Below are 13,514 nucleotides of genomic sequence, written 5' to 3'. Positions count from 1 at the left end.
GGGAGAGGGGGAGAGGGGGAGATTGGGGGAGAGGGAGGATTTGCAATTGAAACTCCAAGTAATTCGCCTCTTCCTTCTTCCTTCTTCCTTCTTCCTTCGATGTTCGATCGCACCATCTATGCTAAAACCGCCGGTGGAGAGATTGATTGGATTGATGCGTTTCAACAGCTAGCAAGCTTGGGTATCAAACACTTGGCGATTTTGGGCGGGGGGAAACTGGTAGCTTCTGTGCTGGCTGCGGGCTTGGTAGACGAACTTTGGTTGACGGTGTGCCCGTTAATTTTGGGCGGGGCGGATGCACCGACTGCTGTTGAGGGCAAGGGTTTTTTGGCGGATTTGGCTCCTAAATTGGAACTTTTGGCGGTTAAACAGATGGGACAAGAGGTGTTTTTGCATTATAAGGTCGATCGATCGCCGCAGGTATAAAATCAAGGCCCAAGAAACCGGGTTTTTTGCTGAATCTGGTGGCTGCGATCAAAGATGTTGCCAAAAACCCGGTTTCTGACGAATCGCGATTCCCAGCGATCGAATAATTGTATTAACTTAAATGAAGTTCGATCGCTCTACACAGAAATCTCCCTATGCTGGAACAGCCAAAAGCTCAATATTCTGTAGCCTGGATTAGCAAAATAGGCGAAATCCCCCAAGCCTCGTGGGATGCCTTGGCTATGCCCCTCAAAACTCCATTTCTAGAATGGGATTGGCTGAACAATCTCGAAATCTCCGGTAGCGCGTCAGGTAAAACCGGTTGGCTGCCGCATCACTTGACTGTGTGGCGCAACAAACAGTTGATTGCTTGCGCGCCGCTTTATGTCAAAAGCCACAGCTACGGCGAATTTGTGTTTGACAATCAGTGGGCTGATTTAGCTCAGCGTTTGGGTGTACAATACTATCCGAAGTTGATGGGAATGACGCCGTTTACTCCCGCTGAAGGCTATCGGTTTTTGATTGCTGAAGGGGAAGACGAAGATGAGTTAACGGGAGTGATGGTAAGCGCGATCGACCATTTTTGCGATCGCCACAATATCTCTGGCTGCAATTTCCTTTATGTCGATCCAGTATGGCGGCAGCGCATGGAAAACCACGGTTTCAGCACTTGGCTGCACCACAGCTATATTTGGCAAAATCAAGGCTATCAAAATTTTGACGGTTATTTAGGCGCTTTTAATGCCAACCAGCGCCGCAATATCAAGCGCGAACGCAAAGCTGTTGACCAAGCTGGTTTGTTGGTGAAAACTCTGACTGGTGATGACATTCCCCAGCCGATGTTTTCTCAAATGTATGCTTTTTATGAGAATACTTGCGATAAGTTTGGTTGGTGGGGTAGCAAGTATCTGACTAAGCGATTTTTTGAACAGTTGCACCACAATTATCGCGATCGAGTTTTATTTGTCGCCGCTTACGATAAGGAAGATGACAGAGTGCCGGTGGGTATGTCTTTTTGTTTGTATAAGGGCGATCGACTTTACGGGCGTTATTGGGGCAGTTTGCAGGAAATTGACTGTTTGCACTTCGATGCTTGTTACTATACACCGATCGAATGGGCGATCGAGCGGGGTATCGAAACCTTCGATCCGGGTGCGGGCGGGCGGCACAAAAAACGGCGCGGTTTTCCAGCGATGCCTAATTATAGTTTGCACAGATTTTACAACAACCGTCTGGCACAAATTCTTAAGTCTTACATTGGTCAAATTAATGAAAGGGAACAGGAGGAAATTGATTTAGTTAATGAGGGTTTGCCTTTTAATAAGTAGTCATTAGTCATTAGTCAGCAGTCATTAGTCAGCAGTCAGCGGGCATTTGAGCAGAGGTCATTGGTAATTGGTAATTGCCATCCAATAACTACAGTCCTGGACGCATCGAAATCCAAGAAACCGGGTTTTTTATCTAATTTGCGGGCTGCAACAAAAGACCATCGTAAAAAACCCGGTTTCTGACAGCGCTGGCGTAAGTCCTAAACTATGACTAATGACCAATGACTAATGACTACTGACTAATGGCTAATTCAAAAATACTCTCCCGTCTTCTTGAATTTCTAACGATTTTGTGTCGGAGTTCAAGTCTGTTGTAGCGCCAAAACTTACTTGCAACATTCCCGGCATTGCGGTGGCTTTGGGGCGAACTAACAACAATCCACCGTCTGGGCGCTGGTATGTGAGGGTGATCGGTACTTTGAGGTTTTGAAGCAAAATTTCCGATTGTTCGCCCAGAGTGCGCGGTTGGGTAACTCCTAGGACTTGATAATTGATCAGGGTATTGGTGGTATTCACGAGTTTAATTACTACCATGCCTTCGGCAGGTGTAACTCGCGCGGCGGGCATTGGGAAGCGGGGAGGTGCGTCTGCTGGCGCGGAGGGCATCGGGTTCTGGTCAGGATTTATACCGCGCATCGGTTCGCTGACGGGCTTTCCAGTCGCGGGTTCTGGTTCGGAAACGGGTTTTCCTTGTTGGGGCGGGGGGCCGCCTGCTTGGGAAAGTGTCGCGAGACTGACGAGTAAACCGCTGCAGGTGGCTGCTAGCAGGCTGATTTTTTTGAACGGTAGATTGTGGCGAAACATAAGTAACTCCTCACAAGTTCGATCGAGATTTTCTAACAAATAGCATGGTAATCTATGCCGGAAATGAATTTTAATAGTTGTGTTTGGGTGTGAGTTAGGAAGAATCAAGGTTTGAGGGGTAGATTTTTTTAACCGCAGAGGGCGCAGAGGGCGCCCAGAAGGGGAAGATGGGAAGATGGGAAGAGAGGATTTTTAGAGGCTGATTTCTGCTGATTTGTGGGCGGGAAGGGTGACGGTGACAGCGGTTCCTCGATCGATTTGGCTGTCTATGCGGATTTGGCCGCGGTGGTTTTCGACAATTGCTTTGGTGATTGCTAATCCCAAACCGGAACCGGCGGCGCTGCTGTGGGTGCGGGCGGGATCGGCGCGGTAAAATCGATCGAACAAATGCGGTAGCGCTTCCGGGGAAATGCCGGTGCCGGTGTCTGTTACTTTGATTTGCAGTACAGAATTGAGCGCGGACGAATTTCTTTTGTTTTTGACTGGAACCTGCAATTCTACTTCAATTTCGCCACCAGAGGCTGTGTACTGCACTGCGTTACTGACGAGATTGGTAAATACTCGCGCTAGTTGATCCCAGTCGCCCAAAACTGTAAAGTTATCTTCAAGCTTGGGGGAATCGATAATTTCGAGGGAAAGAGAGAGATTTTGGTGTCGGGCGATCGCCTGTTGTTCCTCAATTACTTCTATCAACAAAGCGTCGAGGGGAACCTCAACCCACTGCTGCTGCAGGATACCGCTGTCTTGTCTGGCTAAAAACAGCAAATCGTCAACCAACCGCCCCAAACGGCGCGTCAGGCGTTCGATTACCTGTAGCTGTTGGTGTTGCTGCGGTTCGATATCCGGTTCCGCCAAAGCTACTTGTACGTTAGTTTGAATAGTGGCGATCGGATTTCTGAGTTCGTGGGAAGCATCGGCGGTAAACTGTTTGAGACGGCCGTAAGATTCCCGCACCGGTGCGATCGCCAATCCCGACAGCAACCAGCCAATAGCCGCCACGCCAATTAAAGTTAAACCAGTCCCCAAAATCAAATCAAAAATTAATTGGCGGATCGGTTTTGTCACTTCAAACCAAGGATGGCTGACTCGCAAATATCCCAAAACTTGGCGGCCGATTTCCACTCGCTGCGTGACTTGTCTGAGGGAATAGTTTTGCTCTGAGTTCAACTTATTATTAATTACCCAAACTGTTTCGCCGGTGCGGTTAGGGTTAATCGGAATATTCAGCGGTTCCGACAAAGTAGACCACAGCAAATCGCCCGTAGGACTGAACCATTCTAAATCGATGTGGTCATCTTCTACAGAATCGCTGCTGTCTCGAAAACTGGCTTGAATATTCACTTGAGACTTGGTTTGAGCAGTACCAAAAATTATTGGTTCGATCACAAGTGTGCGTTCTACTACTTCCACAACATGATTTAGAGTGTCGTCAATGCGATCGATCAAAGTATTGCGGACGTAGAAATAGAAACCCGTGGCGAATAATAGTAATAACACGGCAGTAACGGCAGTGTACCAAATAGCAAGGCGGCGGCGAGTAGCTTGAAACATATTGCGAACTTGTTAGTTATTAGTTATTAGTTATTAGTTATTAGTTATTGGTTATTGGTTATTGGTTATTGGTTATTAGTTATTAGTTATTGGTTATTGGTTATTGGTTATTGGTTATTGGTTATTAGTTATTGGTTATTGGTTATTGGTTATTGGTTATTAGTTATTAGTTATTGGTTATTAGTTATATTCCCCCAAGCTTTCCGTCCAACGTCATCAGGAAGAGGGAAGAGGGAAAAAAAGAGCTAGATTATCTTCAAGCGATCTTGAACTAATAACCATTCAGTAACTATTAACTAACTATTCACAACTATAACGTTCTTCTCTTCTTCTCTTCTTCTCTTCTTCTCTTTCTTAGTGTCCTAGCGCTTACGCGCCGCTTTGCGTACTGCGTCTTCGCGGTTCGTTCAAAAAAGCCTTGTTCGCAAATTATCCAAAAAAAAATCTAACAACTTTCGATGATTAATACTTCAGATAGATGTAAAAGTAGCTGTCAGTATGGTAACTTACTGGCGAAACTTTTTAGGTAAACGCCTGTGAACAAATTTTTATTCCGCGCTGCGATCGGGCTGTTAATGGCATTTTTTGGCGCAATCACCTATTTTACCAGCAACGTAGAAAATCCTGTTACCGGAGAGAAACAACGGGTGCAGCTTTCACAGCGCCAAGAGGTAGTTTTGGGATTGCAGGCGCGAGACAAAATGGCGGCTCAATACGGGGGGCTTTATCCCAGCCAGAGTATTCAGCAGTATGTCGATCGAGTAGGAGAAAAAGTTGTCAACGGTTCGGATGCCAAAAAAGCGGGTTATCCGTTTCAATTCTACCTGCTGCGCGACCCCAAAACTGTCAATGCTTTTGCTCTTCCGGGGGGACAAGTTTTCATTACCGCCGGACTCCTGCGGCGGCTGAATTCCGAGGCTCAGTTGGCTGCTGTACTGGGACATGAGGCCGGTCACGTTGTCGGGCGACACGCTGCGGAACATTTGGCAAAACAGCAGTTGGGGAGGGCTTTGGTAACGGCGGTTGGGGTGGCCGCTAGCGACGAGCGCGGTGGTGGCCAGCAGGCTGCATTAATTGCTCAAGCTGTCAATCAAGTTGTGAGTTTGCGCTACGGTAGATCGGATGAACTTGAGAGCGATCGGCTCGGTTTTCGGTTTATGACGGAGGCGGGTTACGATCCTAGAGGTATTGTTGAGTTGATGCAAATTCTCGGTGCTGCTAGGAATGGTGAAGCAGCGCCAGAGTTTTTAAGTTCTCACCCCAACCCTGAAAACCGAATTCAAAAGTTGCAAGCTTTAATCGCCCAAACTTTCCCTAACGGCGTTCCAGCTAATTTGGTTTCTGGACGCGAAGAGTTTGCGAAGAATGTGTCGGGCGGTTAGCTATAATTATACTAAATTGAACCGCGAAGACGCAAGGGTCGCGAAGGAAGAAAAGAGAGAGAATTTTCAAGAAATTGTGAACTAATAAATAACCCTGACTATTAATTAATCATAGACAATAACAACTCTATTTTCTTCTTCTATTCCTTTGTGTCTTCGCGTCTTCACGATTTGTTTTTAATCCTAAATCACTGCTAGGTCGAACCGCGAAGACGCAAAGCTCGCGAAGTAAGAAAAGAGAGAGAATGTTCAAGGGCTTGTGAACTAATCAATCACCCTAACTATTAATAATTGACAATAACAAGTCTGTTTTCTTTTTCTATTCCTTTGTGTCTTCGCGTCTTCGCGGTTCGTTTTTAATCCTAAATCACTGATGTCCGGTTAACCCACCCGATCGAGTGAGGAAATCCGCCAACGCACTGTGTACGTATTTGATGAGAAAATAAATGAATAAAACAGGTTTCAACCAAAAAAGGATAACCGTTATCAATGGCAATTAAAGACCAGCCCCAACTACCTCGTTTTCGATTAATTAGCAATATTTTGTTATTGCTGTCAAGTTTGTTTCTGCTGGCAAATATCTTTTTGCCCAACTTGTTTGGAGAGCAAATTCCGCGAGTTCCTTACAGCTTGTTCGTGCATCAAGTCCAAGAACAAGATGTAGTGCGAGCTTCGGTAGGACAAAATGAAATTCGCTACCAACTCAAAGGCGAAGGCGACAAACCAGGTCAAGTGTTGTCAACTACGCCCATTTTTGACTTGGATCTGCCTAAACTTTTGCAAGAAAAAGGCGTTGAATTTGCGGCAACTCCTCCTTCTAAAAATGGCTGGATTGGCAGTGTCTTGAGCTGGGTGATTCCGCCGCTGATTTTTGTGGCGATTTTTCAATTTTTCATGAACCGGGGCGGTGGTGGGCCGCAGGGTGCGCTGTCGATCGGTAAAAGCAAGGCTAAGGTCTACGTAGAAGGTGAATCGGCGAAAATTACTTTTGCTGATGTGGCTGGAGTAGAGGAAGCTAAAACTGAATTGGTAGAGGTTGTTGAGTTCCTGAAAACTCCCGATCGCTTTACGGCAATTGGCGCGCGAATTCCGAAGGGTGTGCTGTTAGTGGGGCCTCCGGGAACTGGCAAAACGCTGTTGGCAAAAGCTGTGGCTGGTGAAGCGGGCGTGCCGTTTTTTAGTATCTCTGGTTCGGAGTTTGTGGAACTGTTTGTTGGTGTTGGTTCTGCAAGGGTTAGAGATTTATTCGAGCAGGCTAAGAAGCAGGCTCCTTGTATTATTTTCATTGATGAGTTGGATGCGATCGGCAAATCTCGCAGCACTAACGCTGCATTCGGCGGGAATGATGAACGCGAACAAACTCTCAATCAATTATTAACTGAAATGGATGGTTTTGCTGCTGGCAATACTACGGTAATTGTGCTGGCTGCTACTAACCGCCCGGAAAGTTTGGATGCTGCTTTGTTGCGCCCTGGCCGTTTCGATCGCCAAGTTTTGGTCGATCGCCCGGATTTATCTGGCCGCGAAGCAATTTTGAACATTCACTCTCAAAAGGTGAAGTTGGGCCCGGATATTGATTTGAAGGCTGTCGCGGCTCGCACCCCCGGTTTTTCGGGCGCTGATTTGGCAAATTTGGTCAATGAAGCTGCTTTGTTAGCGGCCCGCAACCAGCGTCTCACTGTAGCGCAGGAAGACTTTTATGAGGCGTTTGAGCGCGTTGTAGCTGGCTTGGAAAAGAAGAGCCGGGTGCTCAACGAAAAAGAGAAAAAGATTGTGGCTTACCACGAAGTGGGACACGCGATGGTTGGGGCTTTGATGACTGGCGGTGGCGAAGTTGCGAAAATCTCGATCGTGCCGCGCGGTATGGCTGCATTGGGTTACACGTTGCAGTTACCGACGGAAGATCGTTTCTTGTTGGATGAGGCGGAATTGCGCGGTCAAATTGCAACTTTGCTGGGCGGGCGATCGGCTGAGGAAGTGGTGTTTGGTAGCATTACTACTGGCGCTTCCAACGATTTGCAAAGGGCGACGGATTTAGCTGAACGGATGGTGACAACTTACGGGATGAGTAAGGTTTTGGGGCCTCTTGCTTACGATCGCAGTCAACAATCTTTCCTCGGCGATGGTATGGGAAATGCGCGCCGTGCGGTGAGTGCCCAAACTGCTGAGGCGATCGACCAAGAAGTCAAAGAGATTGTCGAAACTGCACATCAGCAAGCTTTGGATATTCTGAAAGCTAATCGGGAATTGTTGGAAACAATTACGCAGCAACTGTTGGAAACTGAAGTGGTGGAAGGTGAGCAACTGCACAAATTCCTCAGTCAAGTGCTGCCTTTAGAGAAGGCTGCGGCTTCAGTTTAAAAGGGTTTGCACGGGGCCCAGAAACCGGGTTTTTACGATAATACTTTGCTGTAGGCGGCAGATTTGGAAAAAACCCGGTTTCTTTGTCGGAGTCCGTAAATCCTGTTTAATTAAACCGCAGGTTAACGCAGGTGATTTCCATATCATCTGCGTTTTTTGATACTTACTTATACGAATCGCGTAAGGTTAAAACCCTTTGATATACCGCCTCAATACAGGTGGGAGAGTGTAAAGACTTTCCTGTTTTTCTATCGAGCAGCGCCGCGATAAAGATTGGAGCGCGTTGAGTAAATCCGATGATGATATTTGTCCTTTTTATAGCAATTTTGCTAGGTTGACTGGCTGGTTTTCCCTAGCCAACAATGACAAAACTTGTTTTTCTAGTTCGGAAGTGCGATCGAACTGCTCATGCAAAACATCTTTTAAATCTTCCGGCAACAATATGGTATCATCTAGTAATAATTCTGTCACGCCGATTCCCAACTCTTGAATCAGATTAGCCACGTTTTTCAACCATAATGGGTTGCCTTCGTAGCGGTGAATGAGTGCTTCACTGTTGTCGATTTTTTCTAACCTTTTATGTGTAATGTAGATGAAGTTTAGCCTATGGGTGAACAAGTTGAACATCTTTTTACTTGACAACTTTTTGATTTATAAGTATCAGAATAATTCTGCAAATTAAGCGCGTTAGTGGGGGATAGTTTTGGAAATTCATTCTTGGTCACGTATTAAAAACTTGGGCTAGTTAAGAGGTAGGTGGATGAATACTCTATTTTGAGATATGGAGTTTGGACCAATTTATGGTTCTAATAGAGCATACTTTTTTCCAACAGAAATTGGTGCGGTGATATATGATTTAGATCGCAAGGCGGTTTTATTGGAAAGCAAAAAGTTCTCCTATGATGTAGACATAGTTGTCAGAAAAAATATTATCAATGACATTGGTAAAACTGTTGGATTCTTGGAAAGAGTTGCAAGCATTGAAAGAGGAGAGTATCAGAAAATATTCGATCCTAGCTACCGATTAGAAAACTCTGATAAAGTTATAGCCAGAGAGCTACGGTCTAAATGTCTAAATGAATTACGCGAATACATTCACAATCTGTTTAATACGCATCAAGTTGACCAGATTGTATTGTTTGGTGCGAGGGAGGATCTCAAGCTTTTGAAAAGGGCCAAAGTCAATAAGTCGAATATTCAAGTCATTGACATACAACTTATTTTTTAAAAAGAGGTATGCCATCTCTTTTCTCTCGATTAAATATCGTTTATTATCGGATTTTATGCTAAAAATAAATGCTTTGGATCGACTAATTTTAAGTATAAATTTCCCTCCAAGTATAAATATCTGATCAAACCTCATCGAGCACTTGGAGATGCTTGCAGAATTTTCATGGTGTGCAACGAGTTTTTCGCTATTAAATCAGAGTTGGTGCAGCAATGTAATATGTACTGCGAAATTAATAAAATTCCTAAAGCCAATCTCAATAAGGTTGCTGATTTATAAGTTTTAGGGTGCGTCGCTCGTTTAATCTGCCGTTGCGGGGCGAGAGTTGTTTTTGGCGGCGCACCCTACGTTGACTAATTGGACTCAGCCAAAGTTCGGTATTACGATCGCCTATCGCCATTTGAAGCGATCGCGATAGGCGCGGATCGCCGAGTAAATACCACAGCCAAATGTGGGTATCGAGTAAAAGTTTCATTCTAAAACTTCCCACGGTTCCGCGACAGGAGCAATTAAATCTCCTAATATTTCACCGCTTCCTTTCATAGCGCCAAAGCTGCGCCGTAGAGTTTCGGTAGTTGCAGGATAAATAATTACTAATGCTTTTCCTTCGTGGATGACAGTGAGAGGGGTTTTAGTACGTTCGACTTCTATCAATAGAGTTTGGACGGTTTGGGGTAATTCAGTGGTGGTAATTTGTGCCATTTGTTGACCGCTCACAATCTGATTCTATTTCTACTATGTATAAATAGTTATAGCATTTCGAGTTCTCATATGAGGTGCTGTCGGGCAAAGAGGGCATAGGGCATAACTCACAACGCTTAATAACCGCTATACCGCTTTCCATCGCACCAGAGTTACCATCATAAACATACAGAAACCCGGCTGCTTCAAAACACCGGGTGTCTCAATATTTTTGCTGCATTTTCAACTGCTCAAATTCCGATCGCGTAGGCCATAACTGGAGCACTTTGCTGCTGCTGCGCCAGTGTCAAAAGCCGCTGAATTTGCTCTTCCGTAGAGGGGTGAGTGCGGAAAAGTGACTGCCGCTTGTTTTGATTAGTTGCGATGAGGCTTTTGATGCTTATCCAATTCAGCGGGTTTGATGATGAAGAAGCCAAAAGTTTTATCAGTAATCCCACCTAACAAAAGAGAATACCCAGATACCCGATTTCTTAAATAAGTCGGGTATCTGGGTATAAGGTTGAATCATCCAACCTTAAACTACTTGCACTTCTTTTTCCTGCATCGCAGCTATTAAGGTTTTTTGCTGCGCTTGTTGAGCTTCGTCCGCTAAAAACTCCGCTAATTGTTCTTCGATTTCATCGCGCACAATTTGACGGTATTCTAGAAAATGCTCGTTGTGGGCGCACACTGTTAAATAGTGATCCCAAACTGCCGGATTGTTTCTGATAATGCTGAATAAATGATGCCAGAATTTCCACCGAGTTTTGCGTTTGACTCCTTGCCGCCACACTACGGTTAGCAATGCTCGCAAGTCTATCCAACTGGGGATTCTTGATGGTATATCTGCTGTAGGTGCACCCAACATCAAGAAGTGGCGGTAGGTGCGGTCTAAATATTTTTCAGCGTCGTAGACGTCAGAAAATGCTTGGACATATTCCCGCGCGATGTCTTCTAGCGGCCGGGTTGGAATGAAGTTCATCAAAGTTGTCTGGTTGAGGTTGCCAGATTTGTCGCGCAATCTGCCTTCTTTTGCTAGTCTGTGGGACAATGCAGTGTGCGGCAAAGCTTGCAGCATTCCAAAGGTTGTGCTCGGAATTGCGGCTGCTTCGGCGAAGTCTACAATGCGTTGACCTGCGCCTGGTTTTTCGCCGTCGAATCCGATGATGAATCCGGCCATTACTCGCAAGCCGGATTTGGCAATTAGTTCTACTGATTCGATTAGGGAATTGCGGGTGTTTTGAAATTTTTTGGTCATTTGCAAGCTTTCTTCGTCGGGGGTTTCAATTCCTAGGAATACTGCATTGAAATGACATTTCACCATCATGTCCATCAATTCTTGGTCTTGGGCTAAGTCGATGGATGCTTCTGTGTTGAAGTTGAAGGGGAATTTGTGTTCTATTTGCCAAACTTCTAATTCTTTTAGCAACAGTTTGACGTTGCGTTTGTTGCCGATAAAGTTGTCGTCTACCATGAACACGCCGCGCCGCCAGCCTAGGTTGTACAGACAGTCTAGTTCTGCGATCAATTGTTGGGGGTTTTTGGTGCGGGGTTTGCGCCCGTAGAGGACGATGATGTCGCAGAATTCGCACTGGAAGGGACAGCCTCGCGAAAATTGAATTGACATCGAATCGTAGGCGTCTAATTCCAGCAAATCGAAGCGGGGAACTGGGGTTGTGGTAACATCGGGTTTTACGCCGTCCGATCGATACATTCCACTTTTTTCGCCGCGCCCTATTGCTTCGACGAACATCGGTAGAGTGATTTCGCCTTCGTCGAGAATCAGGTAATCTATGCCCGCTGCTTGGGGTTCTTCGGGTACGGAAGTCGGGTAAGGGCCGCCGCAAGCTACGGATTTACCGCGCCGTTTTGCTTCGCGAATGATGTCTAGCAAATCTTCTTTTTGGACAATCATGGCGGACAGAATAACGAGCTCTGCCCATTCCCATTCTGCTTCGGTGATTTGTCTGATGTTGCGATCGACTAACTTAAATTCCCATTCTTGGGGTAAAATAGCTGCTACAGTTACCAAACCCAGCGGTGGCAGCAGCACTTTACGATCGACTAATTCTAGGATTTTCTCGTAAGACCAAAATGTTTTCGGGAACAGGGGATAAACTAGGAGAACTCGCATATTATGTTAAACCTCACATCAGTAAACAACTTGCGATCGGGCTGGCGGGGCGTGAGAGTTCGATCGGCTCTCAAGACTTAATGTTAAGGCTAAAATTACGATCTTGCACTCGATCGAATATCGGGCGAGGGGTGACACCCCCTAAAACCAATAAAACATCGCAATTTTTAGGTTGCAGTTCCCTGTTAAAGTTAGCAAATGCTGATATCTTATCGTATTTAACCCTTAATTGACGATAATCGCATTTAAAAAGCATCGGATTCAGACAAAAAAGAACTTGAAAAACTTACATTATTCGTAAAATGCGCCTCGGCGCACCCTACATATATCTGGTAAGGTACACATTGGCGTTCCCTCTTCTCTCTTCCATCGGACTGATGACGTTGTACGGAAAGCAGTTGTCAGTTGTTAGTTGTCAGTTGTCAGTTGTCAGTTGTCAGTTGTCAGTTGTCAGTTGTTACCAATAACAAATAACAAATAACAAATAACAAATAACTAATAACAAATAACTAATAACTAATGACTTCTGACCTACTTTACATTTTGATCGGGAATCCCGCTAGTTCTTAACATATCCGCAACTGTGCCGCAGTAACTCGGCATTCCGATGCTTTCGGGATTGACCAGATTTTTATAGGTAAAATGGCGGTAGCTGATGCAAAATCTGTCCCAAGCTGCCACCTGAATTCGGAACAGCCAAATAAAGAAATCGGCCAGCCAAGGTGACAAAGTAATCCGAAAAAATATGTTTTTATGCAAATACTGGCAAGCTTGTTCTACCACTTCGTTAGCTGTAATCGCCGGATTTCCTAGCACAAAATGTCGCGGTTCCTCGGAAGCTGGCGGATGTTCAACTAAATAACTAACTACTTTGGCAATATCTGCACCGTGGATGAAGTGAAAGCTTCCGTCTGCCTTAAACCAGCGAATTAAACCTATCCATTTGGCGACAAGTGGCAAACCGGATGACAGGTGAGAAACTGGTTTTTCTGCGTCTCCTCCCAATACTAAGGTTGGGTAAAGTGCCGTAATTGGAGGCACATTTGTCAATGTGGATAATTGCGTCATGCAATCGTATTTTGACCGAATATAATCTGTTCCCAGTTCGCCGGCTTCTGCGAGTAAGTTGTTGTCTCTACCGAGAATGCTGGCTGTTGAAAAGTAAATTACTTGCTGGCACTTTTCGGGCGAAAGTAGTTGAATTAGGCGCAGGGTTTTGGTGACGTTGACATCAAAAACTTCTTGGGTTCCTCCCCAAGCTGTGGCGGCTAAAATTGCTACGTCTATTGTTTGCAGGAGTTCGGCATGGCGATCGATATCTTTCATGTCGCCTTGTATGATATGGATGCCGGGGCGGGCTTTCCAGTCAAATTTTAGCTTGTCTGGGTTGCGAACTAATAGGTAAAGTTCGTGGTTGGTCTCTTGAATCAAGGTTTCGGCCATGTAGTGACCGATACAGCCACTTGCACCCGTCACAAAAATTTTTTTGGGGTTCATTTTGCCGGAGGGGAAGAGGGGAGGAATGAGGGGTTTTTGATGGTAGGGAAACGGCACTGCCGTGTCCTCTTTCCACGGTAGGGAAACGGCACTGCCGTGTCCTATTTCTTACAAATATTGTG

General features: G+C 45.4%; 13 protein-coding genes and 1 pseudogene. 6 read left to right on the top strand and 8 right to left on the bottom strand.

Annotated elements, in window-relative coordinates; all coding sequences use genetic code 11:
- Both QUA97_RS05675 and QUA97_RS05670 read left to right on the top strand, forming a co-directional pair.
- Nucleotides 1–426: RibD family protein (locus QUA97_RS05675; RefSeq protein WP_333193789.1), on the top strand; the 426-nt coding region annotated here is incomplete at its 5' end.
- Between the two features lie 155 nt (nucleotides 427–581).
- Nucleotides 582–1,754, top strand: coding sequence for a GNAT family N-acetyltransferase (locus QUA97_RS05670; protein ID WP_194011491.1), 1,173 nt, complete (start codon nucleotides 582–584; stop codon nucleotides 1,752–1,754).
- Between the two features lie 246 nt (nucleotides 1,755–2,000).
- Here the strand turns inward: QUA97_RS05670 and QUA97_RS05665 are convergent, their stop codons facing one another.
- Entirely contained in the window at nucleotides 2,001–2,558 is a 558-nt protein-coding gene (locus tag QUA97_RS05665) for a hypothetical protein (protein WP_333193786.1), read from the bottom strand.
- 192 nt (nucleotides 2,559–2,750) lie between these two features.
- Nucleotides 2,751–4,109, bottom strand: a complete 1,359-nt coding sequence (locus tag QUA97_RS05660; protein ID WP_333193783.1) for a sensor histidine kinase — start codon at nucleotides 4,107–4,109, stop codon at nucleotides 2,751–2,753.
- A 39-nt stretch (nucleotides 4,110–4,148) separates the two neighbouring features.
- Here QUA97_RS05660 and QUA97_RS28250 point away from each other — a divergent pair, with 39 nt between their 5' ends.
- The 3 genes from QUA97_RS28250 to ftsH4 all read left to right on the top strand — a co-directional run bounded on the left by QUA97_RS28250 (nucleotide 4,149) and on the right by ftsH4 (nucleotide 7,852).
- Nucleotides 4,149–4,358, top strand: a complete 210-nt coding sequence (locus tag QUA97_RS28250; RefSeq protein ID WP_442922481.1) for a hypothetical protein — start codon at nucleotides 4,149–4,151, stop codon at nucleotides 4,356–4,358.
- A gap of 287 nt (nucleotides 4,359–4,645) precedes the next feature.
- Entirely contained in the window at nucleotides 4,646–5,491 is an 846-nt protein-coding gene (locus tag QUA97_RS05655) for a M48 family metalloprotease (protein WP_333193780.1), read from the top strand.
- Between the two features lie 489 nt (nucleotides 5,492–5,980).
- Nucleotides 5,981–7,852: an ATP-dependent zinc metalloprotease FtsH4 gene (ftsH4, locus tag QUA97_RS05650; RefSeq protein ID WP_333193778.1), complete on the top strand. Its 1,872-nt coding sequence runs from the start codon at nucleotides 5,981–5,983 to the stop codon at nucleotides 7,850–7,852.
- A 186-nt stretch (nucleotides 7,853–8,038) separates the two neighbouring features.
- On the opposite strand, the pseudogene QUA97_RS05645 reads toward ftsH4, so the two are convergent.
- Nucleotides 8,039–8,425, bottom strand: a pseudogene (locus tag QUA97_RS05645) (ATPase); the annotation flags it as partial.
- A gap of 208 nt (nucleotides 8,426–8,633) precedes the next feature.
- Between QUA97_RS05645 and QUA97_RS05640 the strand changes: the two are divergent.
- Nucleotides 8,634–9,080, top strand: a complete 447-nt coding sequence (locus QUA97_RS05640) for a hypothetical protein (RefSeq protein ID WP_333193776.1) — start codon at nucleotides 8,634–8,636, stop codon at nucleotides 9,078–9,080.
- Nucleotides 9,081–9,336: 256 nt separating this feature from the next.
- Here the strand turns inward: QUA97_RS05640 and QUA97_RS05635 are convergent, their stop codons facing one another.
- The 5 genes from QUA97_RS05635 to QUA97_RS05615 all read right to left on the bottom strand — a co-directional run bounded on the left by QUA97_RS05635 (nucleotide 9,337) and on the right by QUA97_RS05615 (nucleotide 13,392).
- Nucleotides 9,337–9,555, bottom strand: a complete 219-nt coding sequence (locus QUA97_RS05635) for a type II toxin-antitoxin system VapC family toxin (protein WP_228049834.1) — start codon at nucleotides 9,553–9,555, stop codon at nucleotides 9,337–9,339.
- The gene (locus QUA97_RS05630; RefSeq protein WP_333193773.1) at nucleotides 9,552–9,797 is read right to left on the bottom strand and encodes a type II toxin-antitoxin system Phd/YefM family antitoxin; all 246 of its coding nucleotides are present in this window, start codon (nucleotides 9,795–9,797) and stop codon (nucleotides 9,552–9,554) included. Before QUA97_RS05630 ends, QUA97_RS05635 begins: the two co-directional genes overlap by 4 nt.
- A gap of 215 nt (nucleotides 9,798–10,012) precedes the next feature.
- The gene (locus QUA97_RS05625) at nucleotides 10,013–10,198 is read right to left on the bottom strand and encodes a hypothetical protein (protein WP_228049835.1); all 186 of its coding nucleotides are present in this window, start codon (nucleotides 10,196–10,198) and stop codon (nucleotides 10,013–10,015) included.
- 98 nt (nucleotides 10,199–10,296) lie between these two features.
- Nucleotides 10,297–11,895 (bottom strand): B12-binding domain-containing radical SAM protein, encoded by a 1,599-nt coding sequence (locus QUA97_RS05620; protein ID WP_194066652.1) that lies wholly within the window; start codon nucleotides 11,893–11,895, stop codon nucleotides 10,297–10,299.
- 531 nt (nucleotides 11,896–12,426) lie between these two features.
- Nucleotides 12,427–13,392 (bottom strand): NAD-dependent epimerase/dehydratase family protein, encoded by a 966-nt coding sequence (locus tag QUA97_RS05615; protein WP_194066710.1) that lies wholly within the window; start codon nucleotides 13,390–13,392, stop codon nucleotides 12,427–12,429.
- Between the last annotated feature and the right edge of the window lie 122 nt (nucleotides 13,393–13,514).

It is taken from the genome of Microcoleus sp. CZ3-B2 (assembly GCF_036705055.1).
Lineage (GTDB): Bacteria > Cyanobacteriota > Cyanobacteriia > Cyanobacteriales > Microcoleaceae > Microcoleus.
This window is presented reverse-complemented; position numbering and strand designations above follow the sequence as displayed.

What these genes read in the sequence shown, in the direction of transcription:
- QUA97_RS05665 (WP_333193786.1), bottom strand. Translation starts at nt 2,558, where the DNA reads ATGTTTCGCCACAATCTACCGTTCAAAAAAATCAGCCTGCTAGCAGCC.
- QUA97_RS05640 (WP_333193776.1), top strand. Translation starts at nt 8,634, where the DNA reads ATGGAGTTTGGACCAATTTATGGTTCTAATAGAGCATACTTTTTTCCA.
- QUA97_RS05635 (WP_228049834.1), bottom strand. Translation starts at nt 9,555, where the DNA reads ATGAAACTTTTACTCGATACCCACATTTGGCTGTGGTATTTACTCGGC.
- ftsH4 (WP_333193778.1), top strand. Translation starts at nt 5,981, where the DNA reads ATGGCAATTAAAGACCAGCCCCAACTACCTCGTTTTCGATTAATTAGC.
- QUA97_RS05670 (WP_194011491.1), top strand. Translation starts at nt 582, where the DNA reads ATGCTGGAACAGCCAAAAGCTCAATATTCTGTAGCCTGGATTAGCAAA.
- QUA97_RS05620 (WP_194066652.1), bottom strand. Translation starts at nt 11,895, where the DNA reads ATGCGAGTTCTCCTAGTTTATCCCCTGTTCCCGAAAACATTTTGGTCT.
- QUA97_RS05615 (WP_194066710.1), bottom strand. Translation starts at nt 13,392, where the DNA reads ATGAACCCCAAAAAAATTTTTGTGACGGGTGCAAGTGGCTGTATCGGT.
- QUA97_RS05660 (WP_333193783.1), bottom strand. Translation starts at nt 4,109, where the DNA reads ATGTTTCAAGCTACTCGCCGCCGCCTTGCTATTTGGTACACTGCCGTT.